The sequence below is a fragment of the Arthrobacter sp. 10N418 genome (assembly GCF_056394725.1).
Map to the genome: position 1 here is coordinate 143,151 of NZ_JBFTIK010000006.1, position 24,495 is coordinate 167,645.

Consider the following 24,495-nt stretch of genomic DNA (forward strand, 5'->3'; position numbering starts at 1 on the left):
CGCCACTGCCCCCGTCCCCGTCCCCGTCCCCCCGTCGAGTGCTCCGTTGCCGCCCTTTTGGAACGCCATAAGGGCGGCAACGGAGCAATCGATGAGGATATGGCGGGCGCTCAGGTTTTCAGATGCCTGGCGAAGTAGTCCTCGATCCGTTGCCAGGCCTCCGGTGCGGACTGCGGATCGGGCCCGACGCCCATGACGCGGAACAGCGGGCCCAGCAGTCTCGGACCGGCCGCCACGTCATTCAGGAAAGCATGCCCGGCCGACGGGAACTCCTTGATATCGTGTTCCACCCCGCGCCGGTCAAGGACCGCCGCGAGTTTTGCCGCCGCACCGCGCAGGGTGCGGTCTTTCCCGCCGAAGTTGGCCACGATCGGGCACGCGCCCGACAACGCCTCGTCCGGGTCCTTGGGGAGCCGCCCGTAGTTCACCGCCGCGGCATCAAAGCCGTCGTTGGCCAGGAGCAGGGCAAAGCCGCCGCCCATGCAGAAACCTATGACACCGATCTTGCCCGTGGCGCGTCCTGAAGCCAGCAGCCACGACCTTGCCGTGGCCAGGTCCGTGAAGGGGCGCCCCTGGCCCGCGGCGAGCGAGCGCATGGTCGAGACGAGGCACCGGCGGGGCCCGCCGTCGCTGAACAAGTCCACCGCCAGGGTCAGATACCCCGCCGCGGCCATCCGGTCCGCGTGCCGGACCGTGATCTCATCCAGGCCGAAGGCTTCGTGGATCATCACGACAGCGGGAAAGGGGCCCTCGCCCTCGGGTGTTGCCAAGTAGCCCCGGAGCGATGGCGAGCCCCCGGCAGCGATGCTGGCGGCACTGAGATCGAGATTGCTCAGATCCATGGCACTCCTCCAGGCCGGCGTCTTCGTGCCATTCTTACAAACCTTCCCGGTTTCGTAGGACGCCAGAGAAAAACGGGAAGAATCGGGCACAAAAAAGCGGCGTCGGACATCCCCCAAAGGAAAGTCCGGCGCCGCGAATCATCTGGGGGACTAGTCCCGCTTGACGGCGTCCTTGACGTTCTCGCCGACCTTCTTCGCGTCGGCTACGACCTGGTCCTTCTGGCCTTCGGCGCGCAGCTGGTCGTTGTCCGTGGCGTTTCCAGTGGCTTCCTTGGCCTTGCCGCCGAGGTGCTCTGCTGAGTTCTGAATCTTGTCTCCGATACCCATGGTGTAACCCACCTTTCGTTTCCGGTTGAAATTCAACGTCCATTCACACTAACACAAAGCATGCTTACTAAATCAAGGGATTCCATCGGTTGTCGCTGCCGAATGCCGCGGCCGGCCACAGCGGGCGGGCTCCGGCGGGTGAAATTTGTCCCCGCCCCCGGCTAGGCTCGAGCTCATGGAGCACAAGACGAGTCTCACGAGGCACATCCACGCGCCGGCCGACAAAGTGTGGTCGGTCATCTCGGACATTCCAGGCTCGGCCGCAACACTGTCCGGTATCGATTCGATCCAGATGCTCACGGAAGGCCCCTACGCCGAGGGCACCCGCTGGAAGGAAACCCGCACCATGATGGGACGCGCCGAAACCGTGGAGCTGTGGGTCTCCCACTGTGACCCGCCGGCGGCCGGCCATGGCGGCAGCACCACGGTGAAGGCGCTCCAGGGCCGCATGGACTACACGTCCCGCTTTGCCCTGGCGGAGCGGGAAGGGGGAACGGACCTCACTCTGACGTTCATCGCCGGGATGGTGCGGCCCACCCGGATAAGCAGGATCCTGCTGGCCGTGGCCGGCCCGCTCGGAATGCGCGTCACGCGCAAAGCCCTCGCCAAAGACCTGGCGGACATCGCGGCGAAGGCGGAGTCGCTCTGATGGTCCGGCGAACGCCGGCCCCGAAGGCGTCGAAGGTCACCCCTCCGCGCCTGACGCCCGTCCAGCCGGCTGAGCTGCGGGACGATCCCTCGCCGGATTTCCAGCGCGGGGAGCGGTACGACGGCGTCCGGTACAGCCGCGCCTCCGCGGACGGGCTGGAGCTCAGCGGTACGGATTTTGCCGAGTGCGAATTCGCCGGGATCTCCTTCAACGAGACCCAGCTGCGCGGCGCCACCTTCCGTGACTGCATGTTGACCGAGGTCTACGCCCCGGTGTTCACGGCGGCCCGGACGAGCCTGCGGGACGTGGAAATCGGCAATCCCCGGTGGGGCTCCGCGGAACTCTACGAAAGCGGCTGGCAATCGGTGCGGATCGACGGCGGCAAGCTCGACTACGTGAACCTCCGCGGGTCCAAGCTGACGGACGTGCAGATCAGCGACTGCATCATCAATGAACTGGACCTCGGCTCCTGCACCGCGACGCGGGTTGCACTGAAGAACTGCACCATCGGAACCTTGGATTTCAGTGGCGCCCGGCTGAAGGATTTCGATATCCGCGGCTCGGACTTCCGGACGATCAACGGACTGGGGAGCCTGGCCGGCCTGGTGATCGATGACTACCAGCTCACGCTGCTGGCGCCGTTGCTGGCCGGCCACCTCGGTGTAGTGGTGGCGTAATCCTTCCCGGTCCGGTTGACCCCCTTGCCTCGCCGTGTAATCTTTATAGAACGAACGGTCGGTAAATTGGCGCCGGCGCGTCGAAGCCGGCGGCAGCCGTTCGAGGACAATTCTTTTTCGATGACAGATTTTCGATGACAGAGACGTTTATCGCGTGAAGGGTGTACCCATGGCATCAGCAGTTGCAGGACCGCAGGCATTTCTCGTGGGCGGTGCACGCACTGCAGTGGGGCGCTACGGCGGAGCCCTCTCCGCCGTGCGCCCCGATGACCTGGCCGCCCTCGTGGTCCGCGAAGCCGTGGCCCGCGCCGGCCTGGACCCGGACAGCATCGACGAGGTGATCCTTGGCAACGCCAACGGCGCCGGCGAGGAAAACCGCAACGTGGCCCGCATGGCCACCCTCCTGGCCGGTCTTCCCCTCCACATCCCCGGCATCACCGTGAACCGGCTCTGCGCCTCCGGATTGAGCGCCATCATCATGGCCAGCCAGATGATCAAGTCCGGCGCCGCGGACGTCGTGATCGCCGGCGGCGTCGAATCCATGAGCAGGGCCCCCTGGGTGCAGGAAAAACCCCGCACCGCCTTCGCCAAGCCCGGTGAAATCTTTGACACCTCCATCGGCTGGCGCTTCGTCAACCCGCTGTTCAAGAAGGGCGGACTCTCCCGGGACGGCAAGATGACGTATTCGATGCCTGAAACGGCTGAGGAAGTCGGCCGGGTGGACGGCATCTCCCGGGAGGATGCTGACGCTTTCGCGGTCCGATCGCACGAGCGTGCCCTTGCCGCCATCGCCGAGGGCCGCTTCGCCGCGGAGATCGTCCCCGTCACCGTCAAGTCCCGCAAGGGCGAGACCGTCGTCGACACCGACGAAGGCCCCCGTGCCGGCACCACCATGGAGGTGCTCGCCGGGCTGCGCCCCGTCGTCGCCGGCGGCTCGATTGTGACGGCTGGCAACTCCTCTACCCTCAACGACGGCGCCTCCGCCATCATCGTTGCCTCCGAAGCCGCGATCAAGAGGCTCGGGCTCACCCCGCGTGCCCGCATCATCGACGGGGCCTCCGCCGGCTGCGAGCCGGAGATCATGGGCATCGGCCCCGTCCCGGCCACGCAGAAGGTGCTGGCCCGGACCGGGCTCAGCGCCGGTGACCTCGGCGCCGTCGAACTCAACGAAGCGTTTGCCACCCAGTCGCTCGCGAGCATGCGCCGGCTGGGCCTGGACCCGGAGATCGTGAACCGCGACGGCGGCGCGATCTCCCTGGGCCACCCGCTGGGCTCGTCCGGTTCACGGATCGCCATCACGCTGCTGGGCCGGATGGAACGCGAGGACGCCGCGATCGGCCTCGCCACCATGTGCATCGGCGTCGGCCAGGGCACAGCCATGCTGCTGGAGCGCGTCTAATGGCAGCCGCGGAGGCGGCCCTCAATCCGGCCGACTTCAGCACGCTCCTGATCGAGGAACGCGGAGACCGCCTGGTGGTGCTGCTCAACCGCCCTGAGGTCCGCAACGCGATCGACCAGCAGATGGTCGATGAGCTCCATGCGGTCTGTGCCCATCTGGAGCAGAGGCCCAAGGTGTTGATCATCGCCGGCACCGACGGCGTCTTTGCCTCAGGCGCGGACATCGCCCAGTTGCGCGAACGCCGCCGCGACGACGCCCTGCAGGGCATCAACTCCACCATCTTTGTCCGGATTGCCAAGTTGCCCATGCCTGTCATCGCGGCCCTGGACGGGTTCTGCCTCGGCGGGGGCGCTGAACTGGCCTACGCCGCGGATTTCCGGATCGGCACGCCTGCCGTGCGGATCGGCAACCCCGAGACCGGGCTGGGCATCCTCGCCGCAGCCGGTGCCAGCTGGCGGCTCAAGGAGCTCGTGGGGGAGCCCGTGGCGAAGGAAATCCTGCTCGCGGGCGTGGTGCTGCGCGCCGAGCGGGCCCTGGCCGTCAACCTCATCACCGAGATCCACGAGGCCCCCGAGCTCATGGCTGCCGCCCACCGGCTCGCAGACCGGATCGCCTCGCTGGATCCCCTCGCGGTCCGCATCACCAAGTCCGTGTTCCACGCCCCGGCCGAGGCGCACCCCCTCATTGACCAGCTGGCGCAGGGGATCCTCTTCGAATCCCAGGCCAAGTTTGACCGCATGCAGGCTTTTTTGGATAAGAAATCAGCCAAAAAATCAGACCGGAAGAAGAAATAGACATGGGCAATTCCGAACTCCCCGCCAACCTTCCCGCTGCCGTCGGAGTTCTTGGCGGCGGGCGCATGGGCGCCGGCATCGCCCACGCGTTCCTGATCAAGGGAGCCAACGTCCTCGTCGTGGAGCGCGACGAGGAAGCGGCCGAGGCGGCCCGCGAACGCGTCGAGTCCGCCGCCGCCAAAAGCATTGAACGCGGCGCCACCGACGCCAACCTGGACGAGATGGTTTCCCGGCTCTCGGTCACGGTCGACTACGACGACTTCGCGGACCGCCAGCTCGTCATTGAGGCCGTCCCCGAGGACTGGGACCTCAAGGTCACTGCTCTCCGGGGGATCGAGGACCGGCTCGCTGCCGGCGCCTACCTCGCGTCCAACACCTCGTCGCTGTCCGTCAACGGCCTGGCCCGTGAGCTGAAGCGGCCGCAGAACTTCCTCGGCTTGCACTTCTTCAACCCCGTGCCCGCCTCGACCCTCATCGAGGTGGTCCTCGGCGACCAGACCGCCGAGCCGCTGGCCCAGGCCGCCCGCGGCTGGGTTGCAGCGCTCGGCAAGACCGCCGTCGTCGTCAATGACGCTCCCGGCTTTGCCTCCTCACGGCTGGGCGTGGCGATCGCCCTCGAAGCCATGCGCATGGTGGAAGAAGGCGTCGCCTCCGCGGAGGACATCGACAACGCCATGGTGCTCGGCTACAAGCACCCCACCGGCCCGCTGCGGACCACGGACATCGTCGGCCTCGACGTCCGACTCGGCATCGCCGAATACCTGCAATCGACGCTGGGGGAGCGCTTTGCCCCGCCGCAGATCCTGCGTGACAAAGTGGCGCGCGGGGAACTCGGCCGCAAGAGCGGCAAGGGCTTCTTCGACTGGGCGGACTGATCGCCGCCCGGGCCTCAGGACTACGTCCGGGCCTAGGATGGGTCCCGTGACTTCCCCTGACAGGCCCGCCATTGCACCGATCACCCTCACGGGCAAGTACGTCGTCCTGGAGCCCTTGAGCCACACGCACCACGCCGGGCTCGTGGAGGCCGTCCGGGACGGGGAACTGTGGAGGCTCTGGTACACCGGGGTGCCCGCGCCGGAGGAGATGGGCGCCGAGATCGACCGGCGGCTGGAGCTCCAGGATCGCGGCTCCATGCTGCCCTTCACGGCCCGCCTGATCGATCCCGCCACGGGCGGGCCCGGCAAGGTGATCGGCATGACCACGTACATGAATATCGACGCCGAGACGCCCCGCGTGGAGATCGGCTCGACTTGGAACGCCGCGTCCGCGCAAGGCAGCGGCACCAACCCGGACTCGAAGCTCCTGCTGCTGCGGCACGCGTTCGAGACGCTCGGCTGCCCCGCCGTCGAGTTCCGGACGCACTGGCTCAACCACCAGTCCCGCGAGGCGATCGCCAGGCTGGGCGCCAAGCAGGACGGCGTCCTGCGCAGCCACACCCGCACCAGCGACGGAGCCCTCCGGGACACGGTGGTGTACTCGATCCTCGAGCACGAATGGCCGATGGTCCGCAACGGACTGGAAGCCAGGCTGGCCAGGGCGCGCTAGCGGGACCCGGCCAGCCGTGGTGCCCCGGCTACGGGACCTGCGCCGCCGTCAGCGCCGCCACGTAGCCGCCGGAATAGCCGGCCGCGGTGGGATGGAACGTGTCAGCTGAGCTCATGCTGCAATTGGCGCCGGCGATGCACAGCCCCGCCGGTGCCACGATCCACGGATCCGCGGAACCGATACCGTGGCCCGAGAACCGCTCCGCGACGCTGACGTACCGGACCCGGTTCACCAGCGCCGAGTAGGCGATCGTCGCGTTGAGCAGGTCAGCTGCCGAATTCATCGACCGGGCCGCCAGGGCCTGCTGCGTGGTGAGCCCGGAGCCGACCGTGAAGAGCCGGGGGTACCCGGTCAGCACGATCCTGGCGTTCGGAGCCTTGTTCTTGACATCCTTCAGCATCATGCTGATCTTGCCCGGCAGATCGCGGAGCTTCACCACGAGCGAGTCGTAGAGTGCGGCACTGCAGGCTGGCGAACTGACAGAGACGATGCATGACTGGGCCACCTGGCCGGTATTGATGTCGTTGCCCCCCACAGTGATTGTGACCACCGTGGCTGCCGCCAGCTCGGACCCGTAGAGAGACTTCACGGTGGCGGAGACGTCCGTAGTTTGGGCACCGAAGCAGCCCAGATTGAGCGTGGCGCCCAGAACGGTGCCGTAGGCCGCCCGCGTTTGCAGGCATCTGAACGGAAGGGGGGCCGGGGGTGCGACATAGCCGCCGTCGGCATATTTGCTGCCGCCGCCGGTGCCTGCGGCATAGGAGTCGCCCAGCGCGATGTAGACGGGTGCGGGGGCGGGTGCGGGCGCCGCTGAAGCGGGAGCGGCCGCGAAACCCGCGACGAGTGCAATGGTGGCCAGGCTGCCTGCCAGCCTTCCGAACCAGCGTCTGGTCGACACGGTGTTGTCCATGTTGGATTTCCTTTGGTCGGTGCTGCGGGAGAATCTAACGGGCTCACCGACAGGTGGCGGCCAGTGGAGCCTCCCCGGAACCCGGCTGGCGGACAGACTGTGCGGAGGGCCAAGGCGCCCGTCCAGGGGCAGTCATGCGGCCACCCTATGCGCGGGCTGCACCGCCGGACACCGTGGGCCCTACCCGTTAATTCAGGAAGACCCACGCTTTGCCTACCTTGCCTGTGGCTGCCGGCTACCCGGATCCTGTGGTTAGCTGGCCGGGTGGATGAGTCTGGGAGGCCCGCGGGCTGGGACGGGGCGGTCAACGCATGGCATGTCGCAGGCGCGGTCTACCGCATGGGACGCCGCGAATGGCTCACCGAGACCGGCTGGCAGCAGGCATACGACGGCGGTGTCCGGTCCGTCATTGACCTCCGCAACCAGGAGGAAATCCGGCGGCGCGAAACCGATCCGCCGGTGCGTGAGGCAGCGATGGCGGCCTTCGACGTCGTGCGCGCCCCCACGGAGGACCTGGCAAACGCCGAGTTCCGCACACTCTGCGGACCGTACCTGAACGACCCTGAGTCCTACGCCGACAATGCCAGGCTCTTCCCGGAACTGCTGGCCGGCGTCTTCAAGGCAGTCGCCGCTGCGCACGGCGGCGTCGTGATCCACTGCTCCGCAGGGCGGGACCGCAGCGGCATGATTGCGGCCATGCTCCAGGACCTGGCCGGGGACAGTGACGAGGCCATTGTGCGGGGCTACCAGCGTTCCATGCGGGGCATCAACGAGCACCACTGCAGGTCCGCGATCCCGCGTCCGCACGAGCGGTACCTGCCGGACGAGGTCCTGCTACCCATGCTGGAAAGCCGAGGCCACAGCCTGCTGCGCTTCGTCCGCAACGTGAAAACCGGCGATTTCTTACGCCACAATGGCATAACGGACCGGGAGCTGACGGCCATTCTGGCCAAACTGGGGCGCTAGAGTAACCGGGTGAAGACTCCGAAGATTCAGCTGGCAGTGCGGGCGACCGCGGCCGTTGCCATCGCGCTTGCCGGTTCGTTCTGTGCAGTTCCAGCGCTGGCGGAAGCCGGGGCGGACTCGGCACCGGCGTCGCCCTCTTCATCGCCCTCGCCCGAAAGCCCCGCGCCAGCGGCGACCGCTTCGGCGCCGGCGGCGTCCGCGGCGCCTGCCGCGTCACCTGCCGCGTCCGTGGCCCCGGCGGCTGCCGTGTCATCCCCGCCGGCGCCCGTCATCAGCGACGCCGGTCTCGCCGAGGCTGTCCGGCGGGACCTCGGCATGAGTCTCGAAGAATTCAATGCAGCTGGTGCGGTTGCCAGGCGCGCCGCCGACGCCGCGCCCTCCTTGCGCGGGCTTCCCGGCTATGTCGGGATCAGGCTGGAGGGCGGCAAGATCGTCGTCGAGGGCAGCGGCGCCGAGCTGACGGCACGGATCGATGAACTGAATCAGGCGGCCCCGGCTGATTTCGTACTCGCTGCGCCCGCCGCGGCGACTACGCCGGCTGCGACGCCGGGGGCGGCGCCGGCTGCGTCAGCTCCCTCTTCCCCGGAGCGCGTGGCCGCGAACATCGATCAGCTGTTTCAGGCCTACGTCCGGGAGGTGGGGCTGGCCGGATTGCAGGCGGTGGCCTACACGGACGGGCACTTCGTGATCCGGACCGGGGGGACGAACACTCCCGAATCAGGCCTTCCAGCGGTCGTGGACGCCCAGCTCCCTTCGACTGCGTCCGAGACCCCGTCCGCAGCCGCGTCCGCGACGCCGGCGGCTGTTCCGGGCAAGGTCTCACCGGCGGAGTTCGTGGCGCGCTACGCGAATGTGCAACTGCAAAAAGGTGCCGCGATAAAGACGGAGGAGGACTTCTTCGGCGGCCAGGGTTTCATCATTGATAATTCCACCATTTGCTCGGCTGGATTTGGAGCGTTCAGCGCGGCCGGGCAGCCTCTCGTGCTCACAGCCGGGCACTGCGCTGGCGACGGACTGGCCAAGGCGGCAGACATCGAGCCCGCAAGTTCGGCGACGGCCGGCGGGTCGACGACGCCGCTGCCGCGCCCGCTCCTTTCCCTCGGATCGTTTGGGTTCAGCCAGTTCGGCGGTCCGGGCAACTCCAAGGCCGCAGCGGATGGATCAAATGTCGGCACGGATATTGCAGTCCTCCAGTCCCTCAGGCAGGGTCTTGGCGTCCAGCCCGCCGCCACCACGTGGGATAACCCGGGTAGTCCGGCCCCGACCGCAGTGAAGATCGTCGGGACCGTCGCGCCCTTGCAGGGCCAGCACGTGTGCCGGTCGGGCCGGACGAGCGGCTGGAAGTGCGGCACCGTCGACTCCGTGGGCGTCTGGGTCATCCCGGGCCCGAAATCGCTGCCCCCGAACTATGACAACGACCTCCGGGCGGTTCACGCGTTCGACTCGACGTCGGTTACCTCCAGCGGGGGCGACTCCGGCGGCCCCTGGATCAGCGGAAACTTCGCTGTCGGTACCCACACCGGCGCCGAGAGCGTGGATGGCCAACAGGTTCGCGCCATCGCCACGACGCTTGAAGATTCCATGTCCAAGATCCCCGGCGGCGTGCAACTCCAACTCTTCCTGAACAAGCCAGAATTGGTGGCGCCCGCGAATTCGGGGACGGTGGCGGCCGGAGAGGTCATCACAGGACACGTTCCCGCAGCCCCTGCCTCAGACGTGGCTCCGAATTCCAAGGTGCGCATCACGGCCGGGACGCAGGAACTGGAAGTGCCGGTGGATGCTGCCGGGAACTGGACGTTCCGGGCCCCGCTTCCGGCTGGGCGGCTGGCCTTCTCGGCGGAGACAGTCAACGGCTTCAGCCACTCCGGACCGGAGTCCTTCACCACCACCGTCGCGCCGGCTTCCCTGCCGGCCCCCGGCATAACGACCCCCACGGGCGCAGCCCTTCCGGCATTGAACAGCATCGCGGGCACCGGCATGCCCGGCGCCGCCGTCGTGCTGTCCGGCGATGTCACCGGCGCGGGGGCTGTCGGGCTCGACGGCCGCTGGGAAATCCCGCTGGCCGGTCCGGCGGTCTTTGGAAAAGTGGCGGCGACTGCCATCCTGACGTCCCCGGGCAGTGCGGACAGTCCATCGGCCACCGCAACGTTTACGGTCATTCCGCCCGCCCCTGCCGGAACCAGCATCCAGGACGGCCAGCACCTGCGCCAGGATTCGCTTCCCGAGGCCATTTCAGGGACCGGCGTTGACGGCGCAGATGTGGCCGTGCTTATCGATGGGGTCCGGGTGGCGGCGGCGCAGACGGGCGGCGGGTCCGGCATCGGGGGCAAGGCCGTGGTTCGTTCGTTGGCCCCACGAGTCCTGGTGGCCGGCGGGCGCTGGAGCGTGCCGTTCCCTGCCGGGCTGGCCTTAGGCCCGCACACCTTGTCTGTCTCGCAGTCGGTTGACGGGATTGCGTCCTCTTCGGCTGTGTCTTCGTTCACGATCGATGCGCCGGCAGCCATCCCGGCAGCCGCATCGCCGTCAGCCGGGGTGGCAGCCGCATCCCCTGCCGCGGCGGCAGTCGCTCCGGCCGCCGCATTGCCGGCAGCCCCGGCGGCCATGCCCGCTGCTTCGGGGACTCCGGGCCAGCCTGGCAGTTCCCTGCTGTTGGCCAGCACGGGAGCGGGCGGCCTGCTTCCCGCCGCCGGCGTCGGGGCAGGGGCGCTGCTGGTTGGCGGCGCGCTGCTGGTCCTGCGGCGCCGTGGGCGGTCGGGGTAGCAGCACTCCGGCCCCGAGTTCGCCGGAAGGCTGCCAGTTCGCCGGAAGCCTACGGCGACCCCGCACGTTTCCGGCGACCCCGCACGTTCCGGCGACTCCGGTGGCGCCGACCAGAAGATATACGGCGACTCCGCTAGCACCGCCCCGGCTCAGGCCTTGCGGTCCAGCAGCAGGTTGGTGATCCGCAGCGTGCACAACCGCTGGCCGGCGTCGTTGGTGATGAGGACCTCGTGGGTCGTGACTGTCCCGCCAAGATGGATGGGGGTCGCCGTGATGGTGATGAGGCCCTCCCTCGCCGACTTGTGATGCGTGGCCGAGACGTCCACGCCGACGGCCGTTTTGCCCAGCGTGCTGGCGTGGATGACGGCCGCCCAGGAGCCCACGGCCTCGCCGACGGCCAGTGACGCACCGCCGTGCAGCAGCCCGAACGACTGCCGGTTCCCCTCCACCGGCATGGTCGCCACGACCCGTTCCACGGATTCCTCGACGATTTCCACGCCCATCTTCTCGTCGAGCTCGCCGAGGGTGATCTTCCACAGCTCAGTGCTGCCGGGCTCGGGCGTCATTGCGTCTCCTTTGTGGCCTCCGCCGATGGCCGGGCCGGTCAGTGCCGCCGCAGCTAGTGTGCGGAAGGCCTCATTCATGTACTGTAGACATATTACCGAACGGACGGTCAGTAATGCTCTGGCCGTGTTGATCTTGCCCCGCGTTGGAAGGACCCGTCAACGATGACCACCATTGCCGTACCCACAGTAGACACTGTAGAGATCGTCCCCAGCTTCGTCCGGGGCTCCTGGTGGACTCCCGATGCCGCCACCGCGGCCGGCGCGGCACCCGTTCTCGACGCCAGCACCGGCGAGCTCCTGGCCAAGGTGAGCACCGAGGGGCTGGACCTTGCCGCCGTCGTCGATTACGGCCGCACCACCGGGCAGGCGGAACTCGGCAAGCTGACCTTCCACCAGCGCGCGCTCAAGCTCAAGGAACTGGCACAGTACCTCAACGGCCGCCGCGAGGAGTTTTACGCTCTTTCGGCACAGACCGGCGCCACCAAGATCGACTCGATGATCGACATTGACGGTGGCATCGGCGTGCTCTTCACCTTCGGGTCCAAGGGCCGCCGCGAGCTTCCCAACTCCCAGGTGGTGGTGGACGGCCCCATGGAGGTGCTGTCCAAGGACGGCTCGTTCGCCGGCGAGCACATCTATACCCGCATCCCCGGCGTCGCCGTCCAGATCAACGCCTTCAACTTCCCGGTCTGGGGCATGCTGGAGAAACTCGCCCCGGCCTTCATCGCCGGGGTGCCGACCATCGTCAAGCCCGCAACGCCCACCGGCTACGTGGCCGCCGCCGTCGTCAAGGCGATCGACGAGTCCGGCATCCTGCCCAAGGGCTCGCTGCAGCTCATTTCGGGCTCGGTCCGCACCCTGCTGGACCACCTGGACTACCGCGATCTCGTGGCGTTCACCGGCTCCGCCTCCACCGCCAACACGCTGAAGTCCCACCCGAACGTGGTGAAGGGCGGGGTGCGCTTCACGTCCGAAACAGACTCCCTCAACGCCGCCATCCTGGGCCCGGACGCCGTCAAGGGCACGCCGGAATTCGACGCCTTCATCAAGTCCCTTGTCACCGAGATGACCGCCAAGGCCGGCCAGAAGTGCACCTCGATCCGCCGCGCGATCGTGCCGCAGGAGCTCGTGGCCGATGTCGTGGCCGCCGTCGGGGACCGGATCAAGGAGCGCGTCGTGCTGGGCGACCCCCGCGCCGAGGGCGTCACGATGGGCGCCCTGGCCTCGCGGGAACAGCTCGCCGATGTGCGCGCCGCCGTCCAGGCCATGCTCGACGCCGGCGGCGAGCTCGCGTACGGCACCCTCGATTCGCCGAAGGTCACCAGTGCGGACGGGACAGTGGGGGTCGTCGATGAGGGCGCCTTCATGTCGCCCGTGCTGCTCAGCTGGGCCGATCCGGAAGCCGAGGAGGTCCACTCGCTGGAAGCGTTCGGCCCGGTTTCCTCGGTGATCGGCTACACGGACCTGGCCGACGCCGTCCGCCTCGCCGCCCGCGGTGGCGGTTCGCTCGTCGCCTCGGTCTGCACCAACGATCCGGCCGTGGCGCGTGAACTGGTCACCGGCATCGCAGCCCACCACGGCCGCGTCCTCATGCTCAACCGCGAGGACGCCCGTAGCTCCACCGGTCACGGCTCACCCGTCCCGCACCTGGTCCACGGCGGACCCGGGCGTGCCGGCGGTGGCGAGGAACTGGGCGGCATCCGCTCTGTCATGCACCACATGCAGCGCACCGCGATCCAGGGCTCGCCCAACATGCTGACCGCCGTCACGGGCGTGTGGCACACGGGTGCGGACCGCAACTTCACCCTCGACACCGAAGGCCAGCACCCGTTCCGGAAGCACCTGAGCACGCTGCACATCGGCGACGCCATCCGTTCGGAGCTGCGCGAAGTGTCCCTCGAGGAGATCACGAAGTTCGCGAACTCCACCGGCGACACCTTCTACGCCCACACCAACCAGGAGGCCGCGGCCGCCAACCCGTTCTTCCCGGGTATCGTGGCGCACGGCTACCTGCTCCTGGCCTGGGGCGCCGGCCTCTTCGTGGAACCCGCTCCGGGGCCTGTGCTGGCCAACTACGGACTGGAGAACCTGCGGTTCATCACCCCCGTTGCGGCCGGCGACTCCATCCGGGTCACGCTGACGGCCAAGAAGATCACCCCGCGCGAGACGGACGAGTACGGCGAAGTGGCCTGGGACGCCGTCCTGACCAACCAGAACGACGAAATCGTGGCCACCTACGACGTCCTGACCCTCGTCGAAAAGTAACCCCACCGGACGCTCCCTCACGTCCTGCAGCTCCGGTCCGGACGCTCCCGCACGTTGTGCAGCTCCGGTCCGGACGCTCCCGCACGTCCTGCAGTTCCGGTCCGACGCTCACGCACGTGGTGCGGGAGCGTCCGTCGATGGGCCGCCAGTGGTGCGGGAGCGTCGGTCGTTGGGCCGCCGGATGTGCGGGAGCGTCGGTCGTTGGGCCGCCGGATGTGCGGGAGCGTCGGTCGTTGGGCCGCCGGATGTGCGGGAGCGTCACGTGCCCGGGGGAGCAATTGGCGGGCTCTTTCCGGTCCGCTCCGGCGTAAAATTTGCAAGGTAGGAGGTGGCAAAATGACCCTAGTACTCAACAAAGCCACAACCGTCCTGCCCGTGGATGACAGGGAGCGTGCCCGCCGTTTCTACGCGGAAACTCTTGGACTCCCTCACCGCGGCGTGGCGGAGGACGGCAGCGAGATGTTTGGCTCAGAAGGCGGCCCCATGCTGCAGCTGATGCCTGTCACGGATGGAAAGCATTCCGATCACACCACCCTGAGTTTCGAAGTCAGCGAGATCGAACGCACGGTACAGGAGATGGAGTCCAAGGGCGTAAAGTTCGAGGATTACGATCTCCCGGATCTCAAGACCGAGAATCACATTTGCACAACCGATTCGGAGAAGTGCGCCTGGTTCATGGACTCCGAGCACAATATTCTCTGCGTCCACGAGAACATCACCACAAAGGCTGACTACCAGCTCTGAAGTCCAGCTCCGGAGCCTGATCGGCGGACAGTAAGGCGTCCCGGCCCGCCCGGGGCGCCTTTTCGCTGCCCGTTTACCTAGCTCGGGGCGTGAAGGCCGTGGAACGCCATGGTGATGACGTCGTCGGCCAGTTTCTCGGGGGACAGGGAGCCGCCCGGCTTGTACCACTCCACGATCGAGTTGATCGTGCCGAACAGAAGCCGCGTGACGGTGCGCGGATCGATGTCCTGGCGGAGCGAACCTTCGTCGCGGGCGGCCGAAATGAGGGCCGCCACCTTGTGGTCGAACGTGCGCCGGCGTTCCAGTGCGTCGCGCTCGATCTCGGTGTTGCCGCGCAGCCGCAGCAGCAGCGTAACGAACGGCAGCCGTTCCACGAGAACCGAGATCGTCTGGCGGACCACGAACTCCAGGCGCTCCTCGGCGGACCCGTTCCGCGCCTCCGGCTTGTCCAGGATGGCCTCGAGACCGCCCAGGGCGTGGTCCAGGGCCAGTTTCAGGAGATCGCCTTTGGAGGGCACGTGGTGGTAGATCGCGGACTTGGAGATGCCCAGGTTCTCGGCAAGGATGCCCATCGAGGTGGCGTCGTAGCCGTGGCGGTTAAAGACGTCGACGGCGATGACCAGCACCGACTGCTGGTCATAGCCGGGGCGGCCGCGCTTGGTGGTGCTTGCTGTGCTGGGCATACTCGCTAGTTTCTCATGAACGGTCGGTCAGCCCGGCCAGGCCGCCCTTGGGGGACGGGACCGGCCAGGCTGCTGCACCTGCGGGACTGGCTCAGGCTTTCGGCCGCAGATCGTAGATCCGGCGCAGTTTGCCGTTGGAGCGTTCCAGCGTGCCCGGGTCGACGACGTCGACGGTGCAGGAGGAGCCGACGTGGATCTTGATCTGCTGCTGCAGGATCTTGGCGGCGGCCGCGCCGCCCTCGATCGTGACGGCGTCGCGCCGCTCGATCTTGACGGTCATCTGGTCCATCCGATGGCCCTCGGGCCGGGTGAGTTCGAGCTGGAAGTGCGGGCTGAGCTCCGGGATGCGCAGGGCGATTTCCTCGATCTGCGACGGGAACAGGTTCACGCCGCGCAGGATGATCATGTCGTCGCTGCGCCCGGTGATGCGGCCCATGCGGCGGTGCGCCGGACGCGCGGTGCCCGGCAGCAGCCGGGTGAGGTCCTTGGTGCGGTACCGGATGATCGGCAGCGCCTCCTTGGTGAGCGAGGTGAAGACCAGCTCGCCCGGTTCGCCGTCGCCCAGGACCGCGTCCACGCCGACGGCGGGGTTGAAGGCGTCGATGATCTCCGGGCGGAAGTGGTCCTCCCAGATGTGGCTGCCGTCCTGCGTTTCCACGGCCTCGCCGGCAACACCGGGGCCCATGACCTCGGAGAGGCCGTAGATGTCGCAGGCCTTGATGTTCATGGTCATTTCCAGCTCATGCCGCATTTCCTCGGTCCACGGCTCGGCACCCAGCACGGCGTACTTCAGGGAGGTGGAGGCCGGGTCGATGCCTTGTTTGATCATGGCGTCGGCGATGGTCAGCAGGTACGTGGGGGTGGCCAGGATGGCGTCGGGCTTGAAGTCCTGGATGAGGGTGATCTGGCGTTCGGTCTGGCCGCCCGAGATCGGGATGACGGTGCAGCCCAAGGCTTCGGCGCCCGCGTGGGCGCCCAGGCCGCCGGTGAACAGGCCGTAGCCGTAGGCGTTGTGGACCTTCATGCCCGGGCGGACGCCGGACGCGCGCAGCGAGCGTGCCACGAGCTTGGCCCAGTCGGCGAGGTCCTTCTTCGTGTAGCCCACCACGGTGGCCCGGCCGGTGGTGCCGGAGCTCGCGTGGATGCGGGCCACCTCGTGCTGCGGCACGGCGAACATCCCGAAGGGGTACTCCAGACGCAGGTCCTCCTTGGTGGTGAAGGGGAACTTGCCGAGGTCCGAGAGCTCGCGGAGGTCCGTGGGGTGGACGCCGGCCTCGTCGAACTTGCGCTTGTACAGGGGGACGCGGTCGTAGGCGTACGCCACGGTGTGCTGCAGGCGGCTGAGCTGCAATGCCTCGAGCTCGTCGCGGGAGATGGTTTCTTCGCGGTCCAGGACAGCATCACTGGTGGCGGCAACGGTTTCTTGGGTCATCTGGGTTCCCTGTTTCTATTTCTTGGAGATGGTGCGGCTGCGGCCGCGGAACTCGGCGACGAGTTCGCCCGGGGCGACGTCGGTGGGGAGTTCGCCCGGGACCGTGGCGGTCGGGACGGTGGCGGCTTGAGCGGTGGCGGTCGGGACGATGGCGGCTTGGGCCGGGCCGGCGGGTGACGCCGTCGGCGTCGCAGGCGCGCCTGCGCCCGGATCGGCGGCGTAGATCTGGATGTCGTAGAGGCCGCTGCGTCCGGTGCTTGCGCGGCGGTTGGCGACGGCGGTCAGGACCTGGCCGCGGAAGGCCGGCTTGAGGAAGTTGATGTCGACGCCGGAGGCCACGGTGATGGTGTCCTCGCCAGAGGGGTTCGGGGTGGCCGGGTTGCAGGCCAGCGCAAAGGCTGTGTCGCCGAAGGCGAAGATCATTCCGCCGTGGGCCATGCCGAATCCGTTGAGCATTTCCTGCCGGAGCGTCATTCGGATCGTGGCGTGTCCGTCGTCCAGCGCCACAACTTCGATGCCCATCCATTCCGAGGCGTAGTCGTCTTTCAGGATGGGGTGGGTGTCACCGGAAATCGTCAGTTCAGCCATGCGTCATTGCCTCCAGCTTTATTTACCGAATGTTCATTAGGTAATCCCATTGTGATACCTGCTGTCAAGAGCCGGCGACCTCTGCGCCCGTACTGCAGACACATTTCGGGACCAGTCCTGTGGGCAGGCTCCGGACGTCATGGAGAAACCACGGAAACAAGTGGAAGTATGGAGGAACGGAGCACCACCACGACACGACCTAAGGGCGGATCATGGCCAAGGGGATTTACGTCAGCGCAACCACACCGGGATCCGGGAAGTCGCTCATAGCGCTGGGGCTGGCGGACACGCTGCACCGGCATGCGGACCGCATCGGCTTCTTCAAGCCGGTGGTTCACGGCAACGACGCCGCGGCGGACCCGATGGTGGCCCTGATGAAGGCCCGGTTCGATCTTGACGACCAGCGCTGCCGCGGCGGCCTGACGTTCGCCGAGGTCCGCGGGCTGCTGGCCGAGGGCAACAGGGCCGAGATCGACGCCCGCTGCGTCGAGATCTTCGCCGAGATGTCCCGCCACTGCGATGTGGTGATCGTGGAGGGAACGGACCTCACCGGCCAGGACGCCGCCGTCGAATTCGACCTTAACGCCCGCCTCGCGAACAACCTGGCCGCCTCCATCGTGGCCGTGGTGGGCGCGAAGGGGCGGACCGTTGCGGAGGCGGCCGACGCCGTCGAGGTTGCCCGGAAGGAACTCCTCGCGGAACGCTGCACGCTCCTGGCGATCATGGTGAACCGGGCCGACCCGGAGGACCTGGACGGCATTGCCGCGGCCGTCCGCCCCGGCGCCTCGGGCCGGCCCGTGTACGTGCTGCCGGAGCTGGAGTCGATCGCCAGGCCGACCACCGGCGAGGTCGCCTCCGCGCTCGGCATTGGCCAGGTCGCCGGGCTGCCGGACCTGGAACGGGACGTGCATTCGGTCAAGGTGGCGGCGATGAACGTCGCCAACTTCCTGCATGTGCTCGACGACGGCGCCCTGGTGATCGTTCCCGGTGACCGGGCCGACGTGCTGGTCGCCTGCCTGGCGTCGTCCTTTTCGCCGGAGTTCCCGGTCCCGTCCGCGCTGATCCTGACCGGCGGCCTGGCTCCCGATCCCACGATCTACTCGCTGCTGGCGCAGGCCCCGTTCCCGATCTTTGCCGCCCCGGACGACACCTACGTAACCGCCAAGCGGGTCTCCGAGGTCCGGAGCGAGATCTGGTCCGGGCACCGCCGCAAAGTGGCCTCCGCCCTGGGCCTGTGGGCCAAGCGCGTGGACGAGGCGGAGCTGCTGGAGCGGCTGCACCTGCCCCGGCCGGAGCGGATGACGCCGCTGCGGTTCCTGCACGACCTCATCGAGCGGGCCCGGCTGCAGCGCCGGCACATCGTCCTGCCGGAGGGGAACGACGTGCGGATCCTGCGGGCCGCCGAGATCCTGCACCGGCGGGACGTCTGCGACCTCACGATCCTGGGCAACGAGTCCGCGGTCCGGGAGTTGGCGTCCACCCAGGGCATCGACCTCTCCGGCATAAGCATCGTGGACCCCGCGACGTCGGGGCTGCGCCAGGAGTTTGCGGAGAGGTACGCGCAGCTGCGGGCACACAAGGGCGTGGACCTCGCCCGGGCGCTGGAGGCCATGCTGGATGGCAGCTACTTCGGCACCATGATGGTGCAGCTGGGCGTGGTGGACGGCATGGTGTCCGGGGCCGCGCACACCACCGCCCACACCATCCGTCCCGCGCTGGAGTTCGTCAAGACGCGCGACGGCGTGAAGATCGTCTCGTCGGTGTTCCTGATGCTGATGCCGGACCGGGTCCTGGTGTACGGCGACTGCGCGGTCAATCCGGACCCGAACGCGGAGCAGCTGGCGGACATCGCGCTGGCCTCGGCCGAGACCGCGGCCCAGTTCGGCGTGGAGCCCCGCGTGGCCATGCTCTCCTACTCCACGGGAGGCTCCGGCACCGGCGAGGCGGTGGACAAAGTCCGGCAGGCCACCGAACTCGTGAAGGCGCGCCGTCCGGACGTTGCCGTCGAGGGCCCCATCCAGTACGACGCCGCCGTGGACGCCGCGATCGCCAAGTCCAAGATGCCCGGCTCGTCGGTCGCCGGGCAGGCCACCGTGTTCATCTTCCCGGACCTCAACACCGGCAACAACACCTACAAGGCGGTGCAGCAGTCCTCGGGGGCGGTCGCCGTCGGGCCCGTCCTGCAGGGACTGCGCAAGCCGGTCAACGACCTCTCCCGCGGCTGCACCGTGGAGGATATCGTGAACACGGTGGCCATTACGGCGATCCAGGCGCAGTCCGTGGAATCCGCCACCGAGCCGGCACCGGCGGCTGCCCATGCATAGCCAGCTGTTCTCCGGCCAGCCGGGTTCCCGTCAGCTGTTCTCCAGCCAGCCGGGTTCCCGTCAGCTGTTCTCCGGCTTCGCCGGATTGTCGGGGTCTTCCTGCTTGGCGGGCTCATCGGCCAGGCCCGCCGGCGTGAGATCCAGGTCCTCCAGATTCTCGGGGGCCTCAGCGGCTTCCCCGGTCTCGGCGGCCTTGAAGTTGCCGGTGTCGTCCAGGGCCGGGTTCGCGCCTTCGACGCCGGTGGGGTCCGCTTTGCCGGCCCCGCTGTCCGGCTTGGTGCTCTCGGGCTCGGTGCTCTCTGGCTGGGTCGCGTCGTCAGTCATGGAAGTCCCTTCGTGAGTAGTCGAGGTGGTCCGCCGACTCTAGGCGTCCGCCGCGGCTTTCGCAACGGATTGGCGCGCTCGCCCGTCCGGCAAGAAACGGTCCGGCAATTTATAGTGGGTCCCATGGAGTGCTCCGCCAGGCTCTGGCGTGATGCCACTCCCGATGCGCCCTTACGGGTTAGCGCAGAAGCCAAGGCGTAGGAGGCCCCCATGCTCGTGCTCGTTATCAACTCTGGCTCGTCCTCGCTCAAGTACCAGGTCCGCGACGTCGAGGCCGGAAGTGTGCTCGCCGAAGGACTGGTCGAGAAGATCGGTGTGGGCAACGGCGGGGAGGGCGACGGCCAGATCGAAGGACCCCGCGACCACGCGGAGGCCCTGGAACTGGTGGACGCAGAGATCCACGCCGCGCTGGGCGACCGGGCGCTGGACGCCGTCGGGCACCGGGTGGTGCACGGCGGGGAACGCTTCTCCGCGCCGGTCCTGATCAACAACGAGATCACCCGCGCCATCGAAAGGCTCAACCCGCTGGCGCCCCTGCACAACCCGGCGAACGTGCTCGGCATCCGCGCGATCTCGAAGAAGTGGCCTGACATGCCGCAGGTCGCGGTGTTCGATACTGCCTTCCACCGCACCCTGCCCGAGCACGCCTGGCGCTACGCGGTGCCGGACGAGCTCTATACCAACCACGGAATCCGCCGCTACGGCTTCCACGGCACCTCGCACGAATACGTCGCGCACCGGGCCGCGGCCCTGCTGGATGTCCCGCTGGACGAGTTCGACGCCGTCATAGCGCACCTCGGCAACGGCGCCTCCGTCACCGCGATCCGGGGCGGCCAGTCCGTTGACACCTCGATGGGCTTCACGCCGCTGGAGGGCCTCGTCATGGGCACCCGCTCCGGTGACCTGGACCCCTCCATCCTCGTCTTCCTTGGCCGGGCCGGCTGGTCCCCGGAGGACCTCGATGCCATGCTCAACCGCCAGTCCGGGCTCAAAGGCCTGGCCGGCAACAACGACATGCGCTCCGTCGTGGAAGCAGCCGAGGCCGGGGACGCCAAGGCGGCCATGGCGCTCGCCGTCGCCTCCTACCGGCTTGCGAAGTACATCGGCGGGTACCACGTGGCCGTCGGCGGGGCCAAGGCACTCGTCTTCACGGCGGGGATCGGCGAAAACTCGCACCAGTTCAGGACGCTCGTTGCGGAGCGGCTCGGCGCCCTGGGCGTGCAGCTCGACGCCGGCCTGAACCGTGAGCGGTCCAAGGAACCCCGGGTGATTTCCACACCCGGCTCGGCCCTGCCCGTGCTCGTGGTGCCCACGGACGAGGAACGCGCGATCGCCGAGGCAACTGCCGACGTCCTCACCCACCCATCGACTGCTCCGTAGCGGCCCTTTTCGCGGCCCAAAACGGCATCTGCGGAGCAATCGATGGGTAGCCTTGGGGCCATGACGGAACTGAATCTTCCCCTCCGCACCGAACGGCTCGTGCTGCGCCGTTTCGCAGCCTCCGACCTCGACGCCTTCCACGCGTACCACTCGCTGCCCGAGACCGCCCGGTTCCTGCCGCGTGAGGCCAAAAGCTACACCCAGTCGATGGAGACGGTCGGCAAATACGCCAACTTCGAGTTTGAAAAGGAGGGCGACTGGGTTGCCTTGGCCATCGAGGCCGCCGACTCGCCCGGCCTCCTCGGTGAAGTGGTACTGAAGTGGCTGCCCGGTTGCGGGCAGGCCGAGATCGGCTGGAGCCTGGCCCCGCAGGCGCGCGGTCGGGGGATAGCCGCGGAGGCAGCCGGGGCGCTGCTCAAGCTCGGATTCGACGACCTCGGCTTTCACCGGATCGATGCCAAACTCGATGCCCTGAACACCGCCTCCGCCGCACTGTGCGAACGCCTCGGCATGCGCCTGGAGTCCACGCAGGTCGACAAGTGGCACTACAAGGGGGAGTGGGCCACGGAAGTGGTCTACGCCATCCTCGCGGAGGAATGGCAGGCCCGGCAGCAGGTCTCCGGCGGCTGAACGCCTAAGCGGCGCTCCTGCCCAGTTGCTGCTGCCCGGACCTGCCCGGACCCAGGGAATCCCGCGGATCCATGGGCCCGGTGCCAGTCCTAGGGAGCGGGAGGCGCCGTAGCGGTCGGGGCGGGCGACGCCGTTCCCGGTGCGGGAGCCGGCGCAGTCGCAGGTTCCGTACCCGTGCCCGCCCCCGTTCCTCCGGACGGCGCGGGCGGCCCGGACTGCGCAGGCTGCGCAGTCTGGGCCGGTGCCGGCGCTGCGGCCGTGCCGGCGGGAGCGGGTTCCATCGTGGGCGCTCCACCGGCCGGCGGGGCCTGCTCCGTGACGCCCGGCGACGGCGCCGCAGTGCTCCCCGGCGTGGGTTGCGTGGTTGCGCCCGGCGTCGGGGACGTACCCGGGGCCTTGCCCTTGGTGGCGCTGGGGTCGGCCTTGATGACCTCCACGATCTGTGCCTTGAACGCGCTCAACCGGTCCTGGATTTCCGCGAGCGGGACGTTGCGCAGGTTCCGGCCGAAGTCTGCGATCTGCTGCCACAGCGCGTCCAGCTTTGTCATGCCATCGGCGCTCAACGGGCCGTCGAGGGTCAGGACCAGCTGGCTCGCCAGGGCATAGGTCAGGCATCGAACGCAGTTGTAGTTCGCGGCCGCGGAGAGGTTCTCCGGGACGATCACATCAGTCTGGCCCACAATCAGGACCACCTGGAAGCCCACCGCTACGGCAGCACAATCGGCGCAGCTGGCGAAGGCGTAGGCCTCGTTGCGGGTCTGGACGTCCTGGCCGTCGTCGGCCCAGACCAGCGCAAAGGCAACGTCATAGGTCACCGATCCGTTAGTGGTGTTGACCGCCAGCGCCTGGTTGTTGCCCTCTTGAGGTGCGGGGGGCTTGTCGAACGGGAAGACCCAGGAAGGGGCAGGCGGCGCAGCCGGTGAGGAACCCGCAGCACCCGCCGGAGCGGCCGCGCCGGACTGCCTCGGCACCAGGACCATGCTCAGCTGGGGGTCTTCGCGGGTAGGCTTCCTGGCATCCTTGGGCCACAGGGCGACGGTCCGGCCGGCCTGGCCCTCCTTCATCCGGCCCGCGGAGGATGCCGGGAAGATGGCGGTGGTGGCGTCGGACAGGGTGCCGCGCTCATAGGACTGGACCGGACGGTACGTCTCGGCGCCGGGCCACCAGGCCCAGGCGAGACCCGCGATCAAGGCAGCGACTGCGGCGACCGCGGTCCCTCGCTGGAGGGCCTTGCCCCGGGTCCTTGTCCACAGTCCGGTGACGAACTGGCGGACCAGGCGCAGCAGGATGTAGAAGATGCCAAGGATCGGGAGGGCGATGCACGCGATCGCGATTATCCGCACCGCGGCGTCGGCAAAGTCCCCGGTGGAGACGCTGTGGGAGAGCATGGCCTGCTGTTTCCAGCCGTTGTCCCAGGCAGTGCCCAGCACGCGCGGCAGGGTGAGAACCATAGTGACCATGCTGAACACCAGCAGGGGCACTGTCACCAGGACCCAGATCGTGACGACTGCCCGGGCGCACGGCTTGAGGAGCTGGGCCTCGGGATCGGTCCGGCGCCACGGCAGCAGGCCCAGCAGGGTGGGTTTGATCCGCTGGAAGAGGTCCGGGACCCCGGTGGCGTCGGCCAGGATGTGGTAGCCGTCGAAGCGGACCATGGGCATGAGCTGCCGCACCATCTGCAGGATTTGGGTGACCACCACCAGCAGCAGGGCGTCGTAGCCGGTGGCCCACCAAATGCCCATGATGGCCACGGCCACGATCGCATTGAAGTACAGGCCGCCGAGGTCGGTGCGGATCCGGCCGCCCCGGCCCAGCCGGTAGGAATCCGTGACGTCGGTGTAAAACGCAGGCCACATCAGGTACAGGCCTGTGCCCATCGCCCCGGGGGTGGCTCCGCCGCGGCGGGCGGCGGCGGCGTGGCCGAATTCGTGGAAGCCGGCCGAGAGCACCGTGACCGCCAGGATCAGCAGCACCAGGCCCGGGTTGGCGAATGCTTCATGGGTGGCCGAGGCCAGGCCCTTTACCATGAGCACCCACCAGCAGGAGGCCAGGAAGGCGGCCGTTACGGCCACAACGATCAACGGGTTGAACAGTCTCGCGAACGGGGCCGTGAGTTTCCGGGTGCGTTCCGGATCCGTGACCGAGTACCGGAAGCGCATGCCAAGAAGCGGGTTGGACTTCCTGACTTCGGGCTGGGAACCGTCAGCGAGCTGCAGCAGCCCGAGCGGCAGGAGCTGTGAGGTGATCAGGGTCTGGACGTTTTCCGCGCTGACCAGTTTTCCGAAGCCGTTGCTGGCATGCTCGGCAATCGAGTCCAGGCCCCGGCGGCCGTCGATCGCCTCGAGGACCAGGTAGAGCAGCCGGGTGAGCTGGATCGTCTGGCCGTCGGCGCGGCGCACCAGGGACGGGGCCTCTTTGTAGCCCGAGCCCTTCGTCTCGCCGAGGAGCTGGACGCCGTCCGCCCGGACAGGAACGGGTTCTTGGGCGAGGGCCACCGCCGACGCCGGATCGGCAGCCGGCGCCGGATGGGCCGTCGACGCCGGACCGGGAGCGTGCGCCGGATCGGCAGCCGGCGCCGCAGCTGCAGTAGGTGCGCCGGCAAAGATGTCGCCCGGTACTTCGCCGCCGGGCGCGGGAGAACCCGGAGGGCCGTCCTGCCGGGACGGCCCTCCGTGCAGAGTGCTCATCTA

22 protein-coding genes are annotated in these 24,495 nt (G+C 68.1%); 13 read left to right on the forward strand and 9 right to left on the reverse strand.

Annotated features, from left to right (window positions below):
- Positions 1–110 precede the first annotated feature (110 nt).
- Together AC1DCZ_RS06825 and AC1DCZ_RS06830 are read right to left on the reverse strand one after the other, a co-directional pair.
- Positions 111–842, reverse strand: a complete 732-nt coding sequence (locus tag AC1DCZ_RS06825) for a dienelactone hydrolase family protein (RefSeq protein WP_476973909.1) — start codon at positions 840–842, stop codon at positions 111–113.
- A 150-nt stretch (positions 843–992) separates the two neighbouring features.
- The gene (locus tag AC1DCZ_RS06830; RefSeq protein WP_476973910.1) at positions 993–1,169 is read right to left on the reverse strand and encodes a CsbD family protein; all 177 of its coding nucleotides are present in this window, start codon (positions 1,167–1,169) and stop codon (positions 993–995) included.
- 175 nt (positions 1,170–1,344) lie between these two features.
- Between AC1DCZ_RS06830 and AC1DCZ_RS06835 the strand changes: the two genes are divergently transcribed.
- From AC1DCZ_RS06835 to AC1DCZ_RS06860, 6 genes are all read left to right on the forward strand, one after another.
- Positions 1,345–1,818, forward strand: coding sequence for an SRPBCC family protein (locus tag AC1DCZ_RS06835; protein WP_476973911.1), 474 nt, complete (start codon positions 1,345–1,347; stop codon positions 1,816–1,818).
- Positions 1,818–2,495 carry a pentapeptide repeat-containing protein gene (locus tag AC1DCZ_RS06840; protein ID WP_476973912.1) on the forward strand — a complete coding sequence of 226 codons (678 nt, stop codon included), beginning with the start codon at positions 1,818–1,820 and terminating at the stop codon, positions 2,493–2,495. The genes AC1DCZ_RS06835 and AC1DCZ_RS06840 overlap by 1 nt, the downstream gene beginning before the upstream one ends.
- A 169-nt stretch (positions 2,496–2,664) precedes the next feature.
- Entirely contained in the window at positions 2,665–3,894 is a 1,230-nt protein-coding gene (locus tag AC1DCZ_RS06845; RefSeq protein WP_476973913.1) for a thiolase family protein, read from the forward strand.
- The gene (locus AC1DCZ_RS06850; protein WP_476973914.1) at positions 3,894–4,688 is read left to right on the forward strand and encodes an enoyl-CoA hydratase/isomerase family protein; all 795 of its coding nucleotides are present in this window, start codon (positions 3,894–3,896) and stop codon (positions 4,686–4,688) included. Before AC1DCZ_RS06845 ends, AC1DCZ_RS06850 begins: the two co-directional genes overlap by 1 nt.
- 2 nt (positions 4,689–4,690) lie before the next feature.
- Entirely contained in the window at positions 4,691–5,563 is an 873-nt protein-coding gene (locus AC1DCZ_RS06855; RefSeq protein WP_476973915.1) for a 3-hydroxyacyl-CoA dehydrogenase family protein, read from the forward strand.
- Between the two features lie 37 nt (positions 5,564–5,600).
- Positions 5,601–6,233, forward strand: a complete 633-nt coding sequence (locus AC1DCZ_RS06860; RefSeq protein WP_476973916.1) for a GNAT family N-acetyltransferase — start codon at positions 5,601–5,603, stop codon at positions 6,231–6,233.
- A 28-nt stretch (positions 6,234–6,261) separates the two neighbouring features.
- Here AC1DCZ_RS06860 and AC1DCZ_RS06865 read toward each other — a convergent pair whose 3' ends face one another.
- Entirely contained in the window at positions 6,262–7,143 is an 882-nt protein-coding gene (locus AC1DCZ_RS06865) for an SGNH/GDSL hydrolase family protein (RefSeq protein ID WP_476973917.1), read from the reverse strand.
- Between the two features lie 264 nt (positions 7,144–7,407).
- Between AC1DCZ_RS06865 and AC1DCZ_RS06870 the strand changes: the two genes are divergently transcribed.
- Both AC1DCZ_RS06870 and AC1DCZ_RS06875 read left to right on the forward strand, forming a co-directional pair.
- Positions 7,408–8,109 (forward strand): tyrosine-protein phosphatase, encoded by a 702-nt coding sequence (locus AC1DCZ_RS06870; RefSeq protein ID WP_476973918.1) that lies wholly within the window; start codon positions 7,408–7,410, stop codon positions 8,107–8,109.
- Positions 8,110–8,118: 9 nt separating this feature from the next.
- The gene (locus tag AC1DCZ_RS06875; protein WP_476973919.1) at positions 8,119–10,869 is read left to right on the forward strand and encodes a S1 family peptidase; all 2,751 of its coding nucleotides are present in this window, start codon (positions 8,119–8,121) and stop codon (positions 10,867–10,869) included.
- Between the two features lie 149 nt (positions 10,870–11,018).
- Here AC1DCZ_RS06875 and AC1DCZ_RS06880 read toward each other — a convergent pair whose 3' ends face one another.
- Positions 11,019–11,435: a PaaI family thioesterase gene (locus AC1DCZ_RS06880; protein WP_476973920.1), complete on the reverse strand. Its 417-nt coding sequence runs from the start codon at positions 11,433–11,435 to the stop codon at positions 11,019–11,021.
- A gap of 162 nt (positions 11,436–11,597) precedes the next feature.
- On the opposite strand from AC1DCZ_RS06880, the gene paaZ reads away from it, so the two are divergent.
- Together paaZ and AC1DCZ_RS06890 are read left to right on the forward strand one after the other, a co-directional pair.
- Entirely contained in the window at positions 11,598–13,700 is a 2,103-nt protein-coding gene (paaZ, locus tag AC1DCZ_RS06885) for a phenylacetic acid degradation bifunctional protein PaaZ (protein ID WP_476973921.1), read from the forward strand.
- A gap of 336 nt (positions 13,701–14,036) precedes the next feature.
- The gene (locus AC1DCZ_RS06890; RefSeq protein ID WP_476973922.1) at positions 14,037–14,444 is read left to right on the forward strand and encodes a VOC family protein; all 408 of its coding nucleotides are present in this window, start codon (positions 14,037–14,039) and stop codon (positions 14,442–14,444) included.
- A 77-nt stretch (positions 14,445–14,521) separates the two neighbouring features.
- Here the strand turns inward: AC1DCZ_RS06890 and AC1DCZ_RS06895 are convergent, their stop codons facing one another.
- From AC1DCZ_RS06895 to AC1DCZ_RS06905, 3 genes are all read right to left on the reverse strand, one after another.
- A complete protein-coding gene (locus AC1DCZ_RS06895; protein WP_476893797.1) occupies positions 14,522–15,127 on the reverse strand; it encodes a TetR/AcrR family transcriptional regulator in 606 nt (201 codons plus the stop codon).
- A gap of 91 nt (positions 15,128–15,218) precedes the next feature.
- Positions 15,219–16,559, reverse strand: a complete 1,341-nt coding sequence (locus AC1DCZ_RS06900) for an AMP-binding protein (protein ID WP_476973923.1) — start codon at positions 16,557–16,559, stop codon at positions 15,219–15,221.
- Between the two features lie 15 nt (positions 16,560–16,574).
- A complete protein-coding gene (locus tag AC1DCZ_RS06905) occupies positions 16,575–17,147 on the reverse strand; it encodes a hotdog fold thioesterase (protein ID WP_476973924.1) in 573 nt (190 codons plus the stop codon).
- 212 nt (positions 17,148–17,359) lie between these two features.
- Here AC1DCZ_RS06905 and pta point away from each other — a divergent pair, with 212 nt between their 5' ends.
- A complete protein-coding gene (pta, locus tag AC1DCZ_RS06910) occupies positions 17,360–19,471 on the forward strand; it encodes a phosphate acetyltransferase (RefSeq protein WP_476973925.1) in 2,112 nt (703 codons plus the stop codon).
- A 60-nt stretch (positions 19,472–19,531) separates the two neighbouring features.
- Here the strand turns inward: pta and AC1DCZ_RS06915 are convergent, their stop codons facing one another.
- The gene (locus tag AC1DCZ_RS06915; RefSeq protein WP_476973926.1) at positions 19,532–19,795 is read right to left on the reverse strand and encodes a hypothetical protein; all 264 of its coding nucleotides are present in this window, start codon (positions 19,793–19,795) and stop codon (positions 19,532–19,534) included.
- A 210-nt stretch (positions 19,796–20,005) separates the two neighbouring features.
- Between AC1DCZ_RS06915 and AC1DCZ_RS06920 the strand changes: the two genes are divergently transcribed.
- Positions 20,006–21,175, forward strand: a complete 1,170-nt coding sequence (locus AC1DCZ_RS06920) for an acetate kinase (protein WP_476973927.1) — start codon at positions 20,006–20,008, stop codon at positions 21,173–21,175.
- Positions 21,176–21,235: 60 nt separating this feature from the next.
- Positions 21,236–21,805, forward strand: a complete 570-nt coding sequence (locus AC1DCZ_RS06925; RefSeq protein WP_476893802.1) for a GNAT family N-acetyltransferase — start codon at positions 21,236–21,238, stop codon at positions 21,803–21,805.
- Positions 21,806–21,894: 89 nt separating this feature from the next.
- On the opposite strand, the gene AC1DCZ_RS06930 is transcribed toward AC1DCZ_RS06925, so the two are convergent.
- Positions 21,895–24,492: a hypothetical protein gene (locus AC1DCZ_RS06930; RefSeq protein ID WP_476973928.1), complete on the reverse strand. Its 2,598-nt coding sequence runs from the start codon at positions 24,490–24,492 to the stop codon at positions 21,895–21,897.
- Positions 24,493–24,495: the final 3 nt, after the last annotated feature.